General features: G+C 59.1%; 15 protein-coding genes and 1 pseudogene. 10 read left to right on the top strand and 6 right to left on the bottom strand.

Going from position 1 to position 14,400, the window contains the following annotated elements:
• The 3 genes from B4F73_RS08370 to rpmG all read left to right on the top strand — a co-directional run.
• Nucleotides 1–1,591 (top strand): ribonuclease R family protein (locus tag B4F73_RS08370; RefSeq protein WP_290482993.1); only part of this gene is annotated, 1,591 nt, incomplete at its 5' end.
• A gap of 7 nt (nucleotides 1,592–1,598) precedes the next feature.
• A complete protein-coding gene (locus B4F73_RS08365) occupies nucleotides 1,599–2,342 on the top strand; it encodes an NUDIX hydrolase (RefSeq protein ID WP_242517523.1) in 744 nt (247 codons plus the stop codon).
• Between the two features lie 84 nt (nucleotides 2,343–2,426).
• A complete protein-coding gene (rpmG, locus tag B4F73_RS08360; RefSeq protein ID WP_034789743.1) occupies nucleotides 2,427–2,594 on the top strand; it encodes a 50S ribosomal protein L33 in 168 nt (55 codons plus the stop codon).
• A 61-nt stretch (nucleotides 2,595–2,655) separates the two neighbouring features.
• Here the strand turns inward: rpmG and B4F73_RS08355 are convergent, their stop codons facing one another.
• Genes B4F73_RS08355 through B4F73_RS08345 form a run of 3 tightly spaced genes read right to left on the bottom strand, consistent with a single transcriptional unit; the run spans nucleotide 2,656 to nucleotide 5,672 of the window.
• Entirely contained in the window at nucleotides 2,656–3,882 is a 1,227-nt protein-coding gene (locus tag B4F73_RS08355; protein ID WP_206993049.1) for an MFS transporter, read from the bottom strand.
• A gap of 36 nt (nucleotides 3,883–3,918) precedes the next feature.
• Nucleotides 3,919–5,286, bottom strand: coding sequence for a PleD family two-component system response regulator (locus B4F73_RS08350; RefSeq protein ID WP_206993048.1), 1,368 nt, complete (start codon nucleotides 5,284–5,286; stop codon nucleotides 3,919–3,921).
• Nucleotides 5,283–5,672: a response regulator gene (locus B4F73_RS08345; protein WP_034813323.1), complete on the bottom strand. Its 390-nt coding sequence runs from the start codon at nucleotides 5,670–5,672 to the stop codon at nucleotides 5,283–5,285. Before B4F73_RS08345 ends, B4F73_RS08350 begins: the two co-directional genes overlap by 4 nt.
• Nucleotides 5,673–5,809: 137 nt before the next feature.
• Here B4F73_RS08345 and B4F73_RS08340 point away from each other — a divergent pair.
• The 6 genes and pseudogenes from B4F73_RS08340 (at nucleotide 5,810) to B4F73_RS08315 (ending at nucleotide 10,355) form a co-directional block, all read left to right on the top strand.
• Nucleotides 5,810–7,081 (top strand): annotated as a pseudogene (locus B4F73_RS08340) (DNA polymerase IV).
• A gap of 66 nt (nucleotides 7,082–7,147) precedes the next feature.
• Nucleotides 7,148–7,609, top strand: a complete 462-nt coding sequence (locus B4F73_RS08335; RefSeq protein ID WP_290479130.1) for a RidA family protein — start codon at nucleotides 7,148–7,150, stop codon at nucleotides 7,607–7,609.
• Entirely contained in the window at nucleotides 7,610–8,338 is a 729-nt protein-coding gene (locus B4F73_RS08330; RefSeq protein WP_290479131.1) for a glycerophosphodiester phosphodiesterase family protein, read from the top strand.
• A gap of 9 nt (nucleotides 8,339–8,347) precedes the next feature.
• Nucleotides 8,348–9,511, top strand: a complete 1,164-nt coding sequence (locus B4F73_RS08325; RefSeq protein WP_290479132.1) for a GNAT family N-acetyltransferase — start codon at nucleotides 8,348–8,350, stop codon at nucleotides 9,509–9,511.
• Nucleotides 9,508–9,924 carry a hypothetical protein gene (locus B4F73_RS08320; RefSeq protein WP_290482992.1) on the top strand — a complete coding sequence of 139 codons (417 nt, stop codon included), beginning with the start codon at nucleotides 9,508–9,510 and terminating at the stop codon, nucleotides 9,922–9,924. Before B4F73_RS08325 ends, B4F73_RS08320 begins: the two co-directional genes overlap by 4 nt.
• A complete protein-coding gene (locus B4F73_RS08315; protein ID WP_290482991.1) occupies nucleotides 9,921–10,355 on the top strand; it encodes an HIT family protein in 435 nt (144 codons plus the stop codon). The genes B4F73_RS08320 and B4F73_RS08315 overlap by 4 nt, the downstream gene beginning before the upstream one ends.
• A gap of 3 nt (nucleotides 10,356–10,358) precedes the next feature.
• Here the strand turns inward: B4F73_RS08315 and gatB are convergent, their stop codons facing one another.
• On the bottom strand, nucleotides 10,359–11,870 hold the full coding sequence (gene gatB, locus B4F73_RS08310) for an Asp-tRNA(Asn)/Glu-tRNA(Gln) amidotransferase subunit GatB (protein WP_206993041.1): 1,512 nt from the start codon (nucleotides 11,868–11,870) through the stop codon (nucleotides 10,359–10,361).
• A 153-nt stretch (nucleotides 11,871–12,023) separates the two neighbouring features.
• Here gatB and B4F73_RS08305 point away from each other — a divergent pair, with 153 nt between their 5' ends.
• Nucleotides 12,024–12,407: a hypothetical protein gene (locus tag B4F73_RS08305; protein WP_290482990.1), complete on the top strand. Its 384-nt coding sequence runs from the start codon at nucleotides 12,024–12,026 to the stop codon at nucleotides 12,405–12,407.
• A 3-nt stretch (nucleotides 12,408–12,410) separates the two neighbouring features.
• On the opposite strand, the gene B4F73_RS08300 is transcribed toward B4F73_RS08305, so the two are convergent.
• Both B4F73_RS08300 and gatA read right to left on the bottom strand, forming a co-directional pair.
• Entirely contained in the window at nucleotides 12,411–12,881 is a 471-nt protein-coding gene (locus B4F73_RS08300) for a hypothetical protein (RefSeq protein ID WP_290482989.1), read from the bottom strand.
• 10 nt (nucleotides 12,882–12,891) lie between these two features.
• Nucleotides 12,892–14,364: an Asp-tRNA(Asn)/Glu-tRNA(Gln) amidotransferase subunit GatA gene (gatA, locus tag B4F73_RS08295; protein WP_290482988.1), complete on the bottom strand. Its 1,473-nt coding sequence runs from the start codon at nucleotides 14,362–14,364 to the stop codon at nucleotides 12,892–12,894.
• Between the last annotated feature and the right edge of the window lie 36 nt (nucleotides 14,365–14,400).

Below are 14,400 nucleotides of genomic sequence, written 5' to 3'. Positions count from 1 at the left end.
AGCGGCGCTGGAACAGGCCCGCAATCCAAAACCCGCTGCGGCGGAGCGTGAGGACCTGACAAAAACCCCGCTCATCACCATCGACCCGCATGATGCGCGCGACCATGATGACGCAGTATTCGCCGAACAGCTGGATGATGGCTGGCGCGTGATCGTCGCCATCGCCGACGTGGCGGCGTTCGTCACGCCAGACTCGCCGCTCGATCGCGAAGCGCTGAAGCGCGGCAACTCGACCTATTTCCCGGACCGCGTGGTCCCGATGCTGCCGTTTGAACTGTCAGCGGATGAATGCTCCCTGCGCGAGGGCGAGCTGCGCCGCTGCATGGCGGTAGAGATGATCTTCGACAAGTCGGGCTCCAAGCGCTCGCACCGTTTCATTCGCGGCATGATGAAGTCAGCAGCCAAGCTCTCCTATGAGGAGGCTCAGGCGGCGATTGACGGCAAGCCGGGCGGCAAGGCTGGCGACATGCTGGAAACCGTCCTGAAGCCGCTCTGGGGCGCCTATGCAGCGCTTTCCAAGGCACGGGACGATCGCTCTCCGCTGGATCTCGACCTGCCCGAGCGTCGCATCGTGTTTTCCGAGGATGGCGAAATCGAAGGCATCATTACCAAGGAACGTCTCGACGCCCACCGCCTGATCGAGGAATTCATGATCCAGGCGAACGTGGCAGCCGCTGAAACCCTGGAAAAGCAGAAAAGCCCGCTGATCTATCGTGTCCACGACACGCCCACAGATGCGAAGATCGCCGCCTTCGCCGAATTCCTGCAGACCATCGACATGAAATGGAATATCGGCCAGCGCCCGCAGACCGAGAATTTCAACCGTCTGCTTGGCGAAATCCGCGATGGCGATTACGACCAGATGGTCACCCAGATGGTGCTACGCACACAGGCTCAGGCGATCTATTCGGAAGAGAATCTGGGCCATTTCGGCCTGAACCTTATCCGCTACGCGCACTTTACTTCACCGATCCGGCGCTATGCTGACTTGATCGTGCACCGCGCGCTGATCGCTTCGCTCGGGCTCGGCCCGGACGGCCTGTCCAAGGACATGTCGGTACGGCTGGAGGAGATGGCTCAGCACATCTCAGATACCGAGCGCCGTTCCATGGCCGCTGAACGCGAGGCCACCGACCGCTACCTTGCCATTTTCCTTGCGGATCGAGTTGGTAGTGAATTTGAGGGACGCATCACGGGCGTCACTGGCGCAGGGCTATTCATCGCGCTGGCTGGCTCAGGTGCAGACGGGTTCGTCCCGATTTCATCTATCTCCGATGATTATTGGGTGCATGATGACACCGCCATGCAGATTTATGCGCGGGGATCAGGCAAGACCTATGGTCTCGGTCAGATCGTTCGGGTGAAGCTGAAAGAGGTTACCCCTCTTCAAGGTGGCCTCCTGCTCGAAATGCTATCCGACCCGATGCCAGCCCCGGAAGGGCGCCGGGAGGCACGCGAGCGCCATGATACAGGCCGCGGTCGTCCCCCGCGCAGAAAGACCGGCCCCGGCAAGCCAACGGGTAAGCGCCCCGGCAAAGGGAAGTTCAACAAGAAGACGCTGCCCAAGCACAAGCGCAAGAGCCGGAAATAGTTTGGACATGAATTCGAATCCGCACTCAGATACGCTGATGGGCTCCGCATTTGACAAGGAAGATGATGGCGATGTCATCGAGACTCGCAAACGCAGTCCCCGCCCGAAAGACGCCGCCACACTCATACTGGTCCGCCGGGACGCCGCCGAACCTCGCGTCCTGATGGGTAAGCGCTCGGCGCGTCATGCCTTCATGCCAGACAAATACGTCTTCCCCGGTGGCCGTGTGGACCCACAGGATGGCAAGGCCGTCTCCTATTGCGAACTGGACGCCCAGCAGGAACGTCTCCTGCGCATCCAGACGCGCCGCAAGCCGCGTGCCTTCGCCCTGACAGCCATACGCGAAACATTCGAGGAAACCGGCCTCTTGGTGGCGCGCGACGCCGAGATGCCAGACAGGCACCCAATCGGATGGAAACCTTTTCATGAACTCGACGCAGCGCCTCACCTGTCCCCATTGACCTTCATCGGCCGAGCCATCACGCCGCCCTATCGACCGAAGCGATTCGACGCGCGATTCTTCATGGCGAACGCCGAAGATGCTCTGATTGATGAGCGTCCGCCCGTCGACGGCGCGGAATTGTCTGACCTGCAATGGGTCACCCTGAAAGACGCACTGGCGCTCGATTTGCCTAATGTCACCCGGTTCATGCTGGGGGAAATCGAGGAAAGACTGGACAAGCCGTCGCTGAATCGGGGCCCGCCCTTCCTGCGCTGGACCCGCAGCGGACATTCGACCGACCGCCTCTAGCAGCAATGGCGCTTGACTTCCGACGCGCACATCTCCATTAAGCCGCTTTCCAGTTTCAGACGCTAACACAAGCGAGCATTCGTCATGGCCAAACCAGCCACCATCAAGATCCGCCTCAATTCGACGGCCGACACCGGTTTCTTCTACGTGACGAAGAAAAACCCACGCAACATGACCGAAAAAATGGTCAAGCGTAAGTACGACCCGGTCGCGAAGAAGCACGTCGAATTCAAGGAAGGCAAGATCAAGTAAGATCCTTGTTTTTCATGCATTGTTCGAAAAGCCCGCTCCACTAGAGCGGGTTTTTTGTTGCCTATTCTTCCGGCACGCCATGATGCAGGTCTCGTGTCTTGCGGATACCGGGGAACAGGACTGACCAAGCCGCAGCCACGCCGACGGCCGCATAGCCGCCCGCTACGACCGTGAAGACCGCGCCCCATTTGGCGGCCATGAATCCGGCCCGCGCCTCGCCCAGTTCATTGGACGCGCCCAGGAAAATCGAGTTCACGGCATTGACCCGCCCGCGCACTTGGTCAGGTGTCCAGAGCTGCAGGAGAACTTCGCGGATATAGACCGACACCATGTCGAAGGCTCCAACGAAGATCAGCGCGACGATGGATAGCCAGACGACATTCGAATACCCGAACACGACGGTGGAAATCCCGAAGAGCGCGACCGACACGAATAGTATCAGGCCGGCATGATCCTTGATCGGAAACGCCGTGATGATCGCCAGCATGATGAGTGCGCCAATGCCGGGCGCCGCGCGCAACAAGCCAAGCCCCTCTTCACCAATTTCCAATATGTCCCGCGCATAGATCGGCAGCAACGCCACGGCGCCGCCCAGCAACACAGCGAACAAATCCAGAGAGATCGCGCCCAGCACAACTTTCTGATTGAACACATATTTGAACCCGCCCAACAGCACGTTGAGTGTCGTTGGTTCGCGCTCGATACGCTGGGGAGGTTTCGGGATCGAGAAAATCAGGATGGCCGATATGGCAAACAGGCTGACAGCCGTTCCATACGCAAACCCCGCCCCGACACCATATAACAATCCACCTGCCACTGGTCCGAGGATCGACGCCGCCTGCCAGGATGATGCAAGCCAGCCCACAGCATTGGCGAAGTCTTCACGCGGCACCAAATTGACCGCAAGACTCGACGAAGCAGGCGTATAGAATGCGCGTGCGACACCAAAGACAGTGAGGGTCGCGAGAACGATCAGAGGATCAAATCGTCCCGTCAGCGCGAGCGCCAAAATCACCCCGGCGCATACCAGTTCGACGCTGACTGAGGCTCCCATGACATTCCGGCGACCGAGCCGGTCCGATGCGACACCTGTCACCACGACCAACAACAGGGCTGGCAGGAACTGGACAAGGCCGATCCAACCGAGAAGCGCCGCGTTCTGGGTAACATCATACATCTGCCACGCCACGGCGACAGAAACGACCTGCGCCGCAAGCGATGTCATGAAGCGAGACAGGAAGTATCTGCGATAGGAAGAATGGCGAAACGCCGAGAACCGGTCATTCATGAGCAGCGCCTTGCGACGGGCGGCGGCTCAAGTCAATCAGGCAGCAAGACTTTCGACTCTGTTCCGGCCAGCAGACTTGGCTTGATAGAGCGCCGTATCCGCGCGCTTGGTCAGATCAGCAATCGTATCATGAGCGCCGTTAATGGTGGAAACGCCAGCGCTCAGCGTAATGGAAATTTCCCGCGCACCACTGTTCACTATGAAGGGCTCTGCCGCGACAGATCGTCGAATTCGCTCGGCTGCTGCGCAAGCGAGATCACCCGGCGTATCTGGCATAATGACCATGAATTCTTCGCCACCCGGGCGACAGACCACATCCATGACGCGGCTATTGACCTTCAGGCGCTTGGCCACTTCCTGCAGGACTTCATCTCCGACATCATGGCCATATGTATCGTTCACTGCTTTGAAATGGTCGATGTCGGCCATAACCACCGATACGGGTCGTCCGCCCATCTGGGAGCGCTGGATCAATTGTTCCAACTGGTTGTTCATGTACCGACGATTGTAGAGGCCGGTGAGTTGATCGATGACCGACAATTCAAGACCACGATCCACGCGGTCTCTCAATGCCTCGATATAGCGGGTTCGCCGTGCCTGCGTCCGGACACGAGCCAGCAATTCCTGCTTGTCGACGGGTGCAAAAATGACATCGCTTGCACCCAGATCAAGACCTTTTCCAGCCCTCGGCCGATCATCCGGATCGCAAATCAACAGAATTGAAATCGCGCGTGTCGCTTCATTCATCTTGAAGTGCGCACAGAGTTTCAGGGCGTCATAACGATCACTGAGCATGGACAGGACGAGAATATCCACGCCAAGCTCATTCAACCCTTTCATGCCGCCCGCCTCCAGCAGTGTAATGGCCGTATGACCACCAGACCGCAGGGTTTCAGCGACGCGCGACGATGATCTGGGATTGTCGTCCACCACGAAGAGGCGTGCTGGCTGGTCTTTGACATTGAGACTTTCGTCGCCATCAATGCCCGCTCGCAGGCCGCTGGCCTGACGTTGGCGAAGCTCTGACGCAACAGCATTGTATCGGGTGATGGCCCCCATACGCGCCATCAAGGCAAAGTCATCAACCGGCTTGGTCAGGAAGTCTTCCGCCCCGACGTCCAGGCCCCGGACGCGATCCTCGGCATCATTCAGGGCCGTAACCATGACGACGGGTATATGCGCAGTGGCAGGGTTTTCCTTCAGGCGGCGGCAAACTTCATACCCGTCCATACCGGGCATCATCACGTCCAGAAGGATAATGTCAGGCTCGCTACGCTCCACCATGCTGAGCGCCTCGATCCCGTTTTCAGCCAGCATGACCGTATAATATTGAGCCTCCAGCTTGGCTTGCAGGAGGCGTCGGTTCGCTTCGATGTCATCTACGACGAGGACGCGTGCTGTCACGCTGCCTCCTTGGGCATCAATGCCTCAACCGCCTTGATGAAGGTTGCAATCTGGATGGGCTTGGAAAGGTACCCCTCACAGCCAGCTTCACGAACCCGCTGCTCATCCGCGCGCATGGCAAATGCCGTGACGGCCAGAACCGGAATGTGCGCGACCTTGTCATCGTCCTTGAGCCATCGCGTGATGTCGAGACCTGAAACTTCCGGCAGCTGGATATCCATGATGATGAGGTCCGGCAGTTCCTGGCGTGCAATCTCGACAGCCTTGGCACCATCGCGACATTGGAAGGTTTCAAAACCGAAAGCGTCCAACAAGTCACAGAAAAGGCGCATGTTGAGTTCGTTATCCTCAACAACCAGAACTTTCCTGGTGTGCGACTTCGTCATGATTGAGTTGGTGCCTCTGATTCGGGACGATTCTAAGAGCTCTTTTGCCAGCTACACCCGAAATCGTTAACACTGGTTTACGTGTTTGCGTCCCATTGATTGCCGCGGGCGCCGGAACATGGCATGAACACGGGGCCATGTACACGCTCTGCAGAGACTGTTTTCACCTTTCAGACGACGACAGCGCTGCCTGCCCTCGCTGCGGGCGGCATCGTGTAATCCGCAATAAACACATCACAACGCTGGCCATCGCTCATCTCGATTGCGACGCCTTCTTTGCAGCCATCGAAAAACGCGACGATCCCTCCCTGAAAGACCGACCAGTCATTGTGGGCGGCGGAAAAAGGGGGGTCGTATCCACGTGTTGTTATATCGCGCGTCTCTATGGCGTCCGCTCGGCGATGCCGATGTTCAAGGCGCTCAAGGCCTGCCCGGACGCCGTCGTGATCAAGCCGAATGGCGAAAAGTACCGGCTCGCCGCCCACCAGATGCGCGAAAAGATGCAGGCGCTGACGCCCATGATTTAGCCCGTCTCGGTCGACGAGGCCTATTTGGACCTCAGCGGCACGGGCACCCTTCACAAGGCGCCGCCGGCCGTGTCCCTCGCCCGGCTTGCAGCAGAGATTGAGCGCGATATCGGGATCACTGTCTCGATTGGCCTGTCGACCAACAAATTCCTGGCCAAGACCGCAAGCGAACTGGACAAGCCGAGAGGTTTTGCCGTCATCGGCGCAGACGAAGCCGAAGCCTTACTCGCACCGAGACCCATTGGATTCATTCATGGCGTGGGCCCGAAACTGGCCCAGAAACTGACCCGGGATGGGTACGATACGATCGAAGACCTCCAACGGACGGAGTTGAAACAGTTGATCGGGCGCTATGGCGAGACCGGAATGTGGCTGAAGAATCGGGCGCATGGCATCGATAACCGGCCGGTCCGGAATGATGAGGAGCGCAAGTCGGTCAGTTCCGAGACCACGTTCAATGACGACATGTCAGACCCGGCCTGGTTGGAAGACCAGCTCTGGCGCCTCTGCGTAAAAACGGCAGACCGTGCCAAGGCCACGGGCCTTGTCGGCAATGTCATCACGCTCAAACTCAAGACCGCTGAGTTCCGGACCCTTACGCGGCGCATGTCCCTGTCAGAGCCCACCCAGCTGGCCCAGACCCTGTTTCGGAATGCCAAAGTGTTGCTGGCCAAGGAAACCAATGGCCGGACACGCTTTCGTCTCATCGGAGTTGGTATTTCCGACCTGTCAGAGCATCGCTCGGACGCTGTCGACCTGCTCGACCCTCTCGTCGCGAAGCGCGCGGCGGCAGAGCGCGCGTCGGACCTGGCCCGGCAGAAGTTCGGCGCCGAAGCCGTGATCACAGGCCGGTCGGCGCGGGTGAAGAACGCGCCCCGGTGAACGGCGTTTGCGCCCCGCCCCTTGGCGGTCTAGTGAAAACGCAACACCATTTTCAAGGAGCGCGCCATGTCGACCCCCGAAACCCGTCTTGATGAACTCGGCATCGAACTGCCGGAACCCATGAAACCGGTCGCCACATATGTCCCCTATGTCATCAGCGGCAACATGCTGTTCGTGTCCGGTCAGGTCAGCGCGTCCGCTGACGGCCTCATCAAGGGACGCCTCGGCGAGAACATGGAACTCTCCGCAGGTCAGCAGGCCGCCCGCTTCTGTGGGATCAACCTGATCGCCCAGTGCAAAGCTGCCATTGGCGACCTGTCCCGTATCAAGCGCGTGGTAAAACTCGGCGGCTTCGTGAACGTCGCGCCCGGCTTCACAGACATCCCGCAAGTCATCAATGGATGTTCAGATCTTATGGTCGACGTATTCGGCGAGGCCGGCCGTCATGCCCGATCGGCTGTGTCATGCCCCGAACTGCCTCTGGGCGTCGCCGTGGAAGTCGATGGCATCTTCGAAATTGCCGACTAGATGGCACAGGCATTCACGCTCACGGACTTCGCCTACGCACATAGAGGCCTGTGGTCCGGACGCAAAACACCTGAGAATACGATGGCGGCCTTTGATGCGGCGGCACAGTACGGGCTCGGCATGGAGTTCGATATCCGCCCCGATTTAGATGGAAACCTTGTCGTTTTCCATGATGACACACTGGACCGCCTTGCCGGGCGCCCTGACCGTGTAGAGGATCTTACGTCGGACGACCTGCAGGACATAATGATCGCCGGAATCCATGGCTTGCCGACCTTCGAACGCCTGCTTGCAAGCTGGCCACACAAGCTGCCCCTGCTGACAGAAATGAAGCTGGACGGACGCACGGACCCGGCAGATCTCGGCCGCCGAACCGGTGCGCTGCTTCAGAACTATGCAGGACGCGCAGCGGCGATGAGCTTTTCGGAAGAGGCGGTACGGGCCCTCCCATCGGACGTGATGCGCGGTCAGCTCATTGGACCGTCCCACAAGATTGGCACATCCGAGTTCGAAACAATTCTTCAACGCGCATTGTCAGACGGCATTGACTACATTGCCATCAACATCGCGGACGTCGATGGCATCCGCAAACGCGTACCGGAAGACCTCCCGATTGTGTGCTGGACGGTACGGACGCTGGATGAGGTTCGGCTGGCCGTTCATGAAAATGTGGCCATCATCTTCGAACATCTCGCTCCGGGACTGGTCTCGGCCTACGCCTTGCCCTAGATTCAGAGCATGGATGACACCGCGCTGAAATTGAGTTTTGCCTCAGCCATGGCGGAGGTCGATCCGGAGGAATGGAACGCGGTCGCCAATCCAGCCGGGGTACGCTTCGATCCCTTTCTGAAATGGGAATTCCTGGACGCGATGGAAACGTCTGGCGCGGCCACTCCAAATACGGGCTGGATGCCGCGTCATGTATTGATCCGCGACGCAACTGGCCGACTCAAGGCTGCGATGCCGCTCTATGGCAAAACCCACTCACGCGGCGAATTCGTCTTTGACCAATCCTGGGCCGACGCCTATGAGCGCGCAGGCGGAGCCTATTATCCCAAACTGCTTGGGGCCGTGCCCTTCACGCCGGTAACCGGTCGTCGCCTGCTTGTGCGTCCGGGCCCCGATGAAATACGCCTGCAGACGGCGCTCCTGTCCGGCGCGATCCAACTGGCCGAGCAGAACGAGCTATCTTCATTGCACATCAATTTCGCTTCACCGGCAGAAGCCACAATGCTGTCGGAGACGGGCCTGCTGTTGCGCACCGACCAGCAATTCCACTGGCAGAACCGCGACTATGGCTCGTTCGATGATTTCCTTGCCGACCTCTCCTCGTCCAAGCGAAAGAATCTTCGGAAGGAACGCGCAAAGGCGCAGGAAGGATTGGACTTTGTCCACCTGCGGGGCGACGACATTACCGAAGCTCATCTCGATGCGTTCTACATATTCTACATGGACACGGGCACGCGCAAATGGGGCTCGCCCTATCTGACCCGAGACACTTTCTCACTCTTGCGAGAACGGATGGCCGACGATCTCCTCTTTATCTTCGCCATGTCAGACGGAGCGCCGATTGCCGGTGCCATGAATCTAATCGGCTCCGACACACTCTATGGCCGCTACTGGGGGTGTACCGAGCACAGATCAATGCTGCACTTCGAGACCTGCTACTATCAGGCCATCGACTACGCCATCGAGCGCAAGCTGGCTTTCGTCGAAGCAGGTGCTCAGGGCGGACACAAGCTGGCCCGTGGCTATACGCCCGTCACCACCCATTCCACCCACTGGATAGCCCATCCCGGCCTTCGCCACGCCATAGCCGACTATCTGGAGCGCGAACGCGAAGCGGTAGAATCCGACATGGGCTATCTCACCGAACGAACACCCTTTAAGAAGGGCGAATGAGCGAGTCTGCCGTCCTCAGGAACTATGGCCGGGTCGAAGAGGCCCTCATCGTCTGTGCAGCGTTGCAGTATGCAGGGTTCGACGCCTCTATCGACAACTACAATCATGCGACCGTGAACTGGCTGTTGGTTCCGGCCCTTGGGGGAATCCCTGTCCGGCTTCCGACATCGCAACTGGAAGACGCGAAGGCATATCTCCGGGAAATGGTCGAAACCGCGGAGGACCGTCTCGTAGAAGCGACGGGGGAAGCCCCGGATCCGGTACGGAGAAAATATTGGCGCGCCTGGGCTGTGGCCGCCTTGTTCATGCTCGACTGGCTCTCGTTATTTGTCCTGTGGCGCTTCCTGAGAGCCACATTTCTGAAACTACGGCATCCCTCCCCACACAAACTAGAAAGTTCGTCCTCGTCATGACTCTTCACGCTGCCTACGATCCCGACAATATCTTCGCCAAGATCCTGCGCGGTGAAATGCCCGCCGTCAAAGTCTATGAGGATGACGCTGCACTCGCTTTCATGGACGTGTTCCCCCAGAGCGAAGGTCACACGCTCGTCGTGCCGAAGGGCGTGGAAGCGCGCAACCTGCTCGACATGCACGTCGACAAGCTCGGCCCCTATATGGCAGCTGTGCAGAAAGTGGCGCAGGCTGTCGAAGCTGCCTTGACGCCCGATGGCTTGGTCGTGACCCAGTTCAATGGCGCCCCCGCCGGACAAACTGTCTACCATTTGCACTTTCACATCATTCCGCGCTGGAAGGATGTGGCGCTCGGGCGGCATGGCTCGGGCGAAATGGCAGATACAGCTAAACTCGGCGTGCTGGCCGATCGCATCAAGTCCAAGCTCTAGGGGTTAGAGCCCCAGCTTCGCTTTCAGGATATCGTTGACGGCTTTCGGATTGGCCTTGCCACCGGAAGCCTTCATCACCTGGCCCACGAACCAGCCCATCGTCTTGGGCTTTTCCTTGATCTGCGCGACCTGGTCCGGATTGGCAGCCATGATGTCGTCGACGATCTTCTCGATCGCGCCGGTATCGGTTACCTGTTTCAGGCCGTGCTTTTCGACAATGTCAGAAGCTTCGCCTTCGCCTTCGATCATCCGGGCAAAGACGTCCTTCGCGATCTTTCCACTGATCGTGTCATTGGCGATCAGTTCGATCAGGCCGCCGAGGCTGGAGGCAGATACGGGGCTGTCGGCCAGCTCAATGTCCTGCTTGTTGAGATAGCCGAACAATTCCTGCGTCACCCAGTTCGCCGCAAGTTTCGGATCGCGGCCTTTGGCAACGTCCTCGAAGAAGCTGGCTTTTTCGGCGTCGGCGCTGAGGACACCCGCATCATAGCGTGACAGCCCATAATCGGTTTCAAAGCGGGCGCGCTTCTCGTCTGGCAGTTCCGGCAGGGTCGCACGGATTTCCTCGATCCAGGCCTGCTCGACTTCCAGCGGCAACAGATCCGGGTCCGGGAAATAGCGGTAATCATGCGCGTCTTCCTTGGAACGCATGGAGCGCGTCTCGACCTTCACCGGATCGAACAGGCGCGTTTCCTGGTCGATGGAGCCGCCATCCTCAAGGATCTCGATCTGGCGGCGCGCTTCATACTCGATGGCCTGCTGGATGAAGCGGAACGAGTTCATGTTCTTGAGTTCACAGCGCGTGCCGAGATGGCTGAAATCGCCGGTCTCGCGGAATTTCTCATACTGGCCCGGACGGCAGACCGACACGTTCACATCGGCGCGGAGATTGCCCTTCTCCATGTCGCCATCACAGGTGCCGAGCGCGATCACGATGGCGCGCAGCTTCTTCACATAGGCGGCCGCTTCGGCAGGTGTGCGGATGTCCGGCATGGACACGATTTCCATCAGCGCGACGCCGGACCGGTTCAGGTCCACATAGGTCGAGTTCGGGTCCATGTCGTGAATCGACTTGCCAGCATCCTGTTCCAGATGGAGCCGCTCAATGCGGCACGGGAAAGCATAGGCATCGCCGCCATGCGCGGGCTCGACATCCACCTCGATTTCGCCTTCACCGACAATCGGGTGCGCGAACTGGCTGATCTGATAGCCCTGCGGCAGGTCGGGATAGAAATAATTCTTCCGGTCGAAGCGGGAATAGGTGTTGATCTGCGCCTTCAGGCCGAGGCCGGTACGGATAGCCTGCTCGACGCAATACTTGTTGATCACGGGCAGCATGCCGGGCATTGCCGCATCGACCAGCGACACATTGCAGTTGGGGTCCGCACCAAACGCCGTGGACGCGCCAGAAAACAGCTTCGCATTGGACGAGACCTGAGCATGGACTTCGAGGCCCATGACCAGTTCCCAATCGCCGGTTTCGCCCTTGATGACATATGGTGTGCGCGCGGACATAGTGTTCCCTGCTGGCAGTATGATTTGGCGCTGTTCTAGCCGCCGGAGCGGCGCACTGTCGAGCCGTCAATACCATTCGATAGGCGCCAACCCTTCCAATTTTCGGGATATGGGCGAATAATTCCGCTCGTGGAGGAAAAAGGGAGTGCCGGAATGATTTTCAAGATGATGATGGATGCCTCGGGCGAGGATGAAAAGCCGGTGGTTCGCGGCTTTCTCAAACATCTTGTCTTGGGATTCGCCGGCGGCGTGGCTGTGGGCTCCATCCTGCTGGGCGGCATGTTGCTATCTCTCCAGGATATGGACCTTGACATGCCCCTGTTATGGATTTTCGCGATGATGCTGCAATGCGGCCCCGTAGGCGGCCTGATCGGGGTTGGCATCTACTTGTCGCGGGTCATACAGCGGGATTCTGATGAGGATGATGACGACAAACCAGGTCCCGGCGGTAATGCGCCGGAAGAAGTAGAATTTGACCAGGTTGTCATTCGGCCAAACAGCAAGTCCGGCGGAGCACTCAAGCCATCCAAGGCCTGAGGCCTAATCAAGCTTGCCTGACTCTTTTGCCCGCCGCACCCGCTCGGCACGCGCGGCCATGCGGTCCTTGATGGGGGCAGATTGGGCAACACGGACAGGACCTTCGCTTTCGGCCGCTGGTTCAGGTTCTGGGGTGTCTTCCAGCTTTCCTTCCTCGACCAGTTTCTTGCGCCGTGCGGCAACCCGTGCTTCGCGCGCCGTCTGCGCGGCGCTCTTGCCGCCAAACAGGCCGGACAGCTTTGACTTTCCGGCACCGCCCGGCTGGGGGTGGTCCTCTAGTCGCCGCTTTCTGCGTGCGATGATTCGGGAAATTCGAAACGAGACGTAGCCAGCCACGAGGAATGCCACGAGCAGCATGGACCGCATTTCCGGGGCAAACAGGCTGTAGCCATATTGCGCCATCATCGCCGCCATCAGGGCGAGGCAGAAGACAAGCAGGACAGCAAAGAGAAGGAGAAAACGGGTGATGTTCATGCCCCCGAACCTACCACCACTTCTCCGCCTTGGCCACGAAACCTGCTGCGCGTTCCAGTTCGCCGCCGACGCGGAAACAGGCCGTCTCGTCGAGCGCCTTGCCGATTACCTGTAGACCGAGGGGCAGGCCGCTTGAGGACAGGCCAGCGGGCACGGAGATGCCCGGCAGGCCGGCAAGGTTGGCCGTCACCGTGAACACGTCATTGAGATACATCTCGACCGGATCGCCGCTTTTCTCGCCAAACGCAAAGGCCGGGCTCGGACAGGTCGGCGTCAGCACGGCATCACAGCTCTCGAACGCCTCAATAAAATCATTGAGGATCTTGGTGCGAACTTTCTGGGCACGCAGGTAATAGGCATCGTAATAGCCGGACGAAAGAACATAAGTGCCAATCATCAGGCGGCGCTGGACTTCAGCTCCAAAACCGCCAGCCCGCGTGTCTTCATAGGTCGCGGTCAGGTTCTCCCCGGCTACGCGCGCGCCATAACGCATACCATCATATCGAGCGAGGTTTGAGGATGCCTCAGCAGGCGCAACGATATAATAGGCTGGCAGCGCATACTTCGTGTGCGGCAGACTGATATCGACGATTTCGGCGCCTGCAGCTTTCAGCCAGACAATGCCTTGCTCCCAGAGCTTGTCGATCTCGTCGGACATGCCCTCCATCCGGTATTCTTTCGGAATACCGATCCGCATGCCCTTTACGCCCTTGGACACATCGCTGCGCCAGTCTGGCGTTTCGACGCTCAATGAGGTCGAATCCTTGGGGTCGTGACTGCACATGGCTTTCAGCAGGATGGCGCTATCCTCGACCGTCTTGGAGATCGGGCCAGCTTGATCGAGCGAAGAGGCAAACGCGACCATGCCATAGCGGCTGGCGCGGCCATAGGTTGGCTTGATGCCGACCGTACCTGTGAAGGCGGCTGGCTGGCGGATAGACCCGCCCGTGTCGGAAGCTGTCGCCGCGAGACAAAGGTCTGCTGCAACGGATGCTGCCGACCCACCTGACGAGCCGCCGGGTGTCAGGCCTTGATTGTCGCCCTTGCGGCGCCACGGGTTGATCACGTTTCCAAACCGCGAGGTCTCGTTGGAGGAACCCATGGCGAATTCGTCCATGTTGAGCTTGCCCAGCATGACTGCGCCTTCATCCCAGAGGTTCTGGGTGACGGTGGATTCATAGGTTGGGGTGAACGCACCCAGGATGTTGCTGCACGCCGTCGTGCGCACACCCTTGGTGCAATACAGATCCTTGATCCCGAGCGGGGCGCCTTCCAGCTTGCCGCCCTCGCCCTTGGCCAGTCTCGCATCGGACGCGTCCGCCATGGCGAGCGCCTTTTCCGGCGTTTCGACCACATAGGCATTCAGCGTCCGCGCGCCTTCAATGGCGTCGACGAATTGCTGGGTGATCTCGCGCGAAGAAAACTCCTTGGCTTTCAAGCCATCAAGCGCTGCGGCGAGGGTAAGTTTGGTCAGTTCGGTCATCGGACATCCTGAGAAGAAATCTGCCCGCCTGCTATG

Origin of the sequence: Hyphomonas sp. UBA3601 (assembly GCF_002375605.1) — a bacterium.
In the GTDB taxonomy this organism is placed as follows: domain Bacteria; phylum Pseudomonadota; class Alphaproteobacteria; order Caulobacterales; family Hyphomonadaceae; genus Hyphomonas.
This window is presented reverse-complemented; position numbering and strand designations above follow the sequence as displayed.

Excerpts from the sequence above, each read along its gene's own strand:
- B4F73_RS08330 (WP_290479131.1), top strand. The coding sequence starts at position 7,610 with ATGGCACAGGCATTCACGCTCACGGACTTCGCCTACGCACATAGAGGC.
- B4F73_RS08335 (WP_290479130.1), top strand. The coding sequence starts at position 7,148 with ATGTCGACCCCCGAAACCCGTCTTGATGAACTCGGCATCGAACTGCCG.
- B4F73_RS08320 (WP_290482992.1), top strand. The coding sequence starts at position 9,508 with ATGAGCGAGTCTGCCGTCCTCAGGAACTATGGCCGGGTCGAAGAGGCC.
- rpmG (WP_034789743.1), top strand. The coding sequence starts at position 2,427 with ATGGCCAAACCAGCCACCATCAAGATCCGCCTCAATTCGACGGCCGAC.
- B4F73_RS08315 (WP_290482991.1), top strand. The coding sequence starts at position 9,921 with ATGACTCTTCACGCTGCCTACGATCCCGACAATATCTTCGCCAAGATC.
- B4F73_RS08305 (WP_290482990.1), top strand. The coding sequence starts at position 12,024 with ATGATTTTCAAGATGATGATGGATGCCTCGGGCGAGGATGAAAAGCCG.
- B4F73_RS08345 (WP_034813323.1), bottom strand. The coding sequence starts at position 5,672 with ATGACGAAGTCGCACACCAGGAAAGTTCTGGTTGTTGAGGATAACGAA.
- B4F73_RS08355 (WP_206993049.1), bottom strand. The coding sequence starts at position 3,882 with ATGAATGACCGGTTCTCGGCGTTTCGCCATTCTTCCTATCGCAGATAC.
- B4F73_RS08300 (WP_290482989.1), bottom strand. The coding sequence starts at position 12,881 with ATGAACATCACCCGTTTTCTCCTTCTCTTTGCTGTCCTGCTTGTCTTC.
- B4F73_RS08325 (WP_290479132.1), top strand. The coding sequence starts at position 8,348 with ATGGATGACACCGCGCTGAAATTGAGTTTTGCCTCAGCCATGGCGGAG.
- gatA (WP_290482988.1), bottom strand. The coding sequence starts at position 14,364 with ATGACCGAACTGACCAAACTTACCCTCGCCGCAGCGCTTGATGGCTTG.
- gatB (WP_206993041.1), bottom strand. The coding sequence starts at position 11,870 with ATGTCCGCGCGCACACCATATGTCATCAAGGGCGAAACCGGCGATTGG.
- B4F73_RS08365 (WP_242517523.1), top strand. The coding sequence starts at position 1,599 with ATGAATTCGAATCCGCACTCAGATACGCTGATGGGCTCCGCATTTGAC.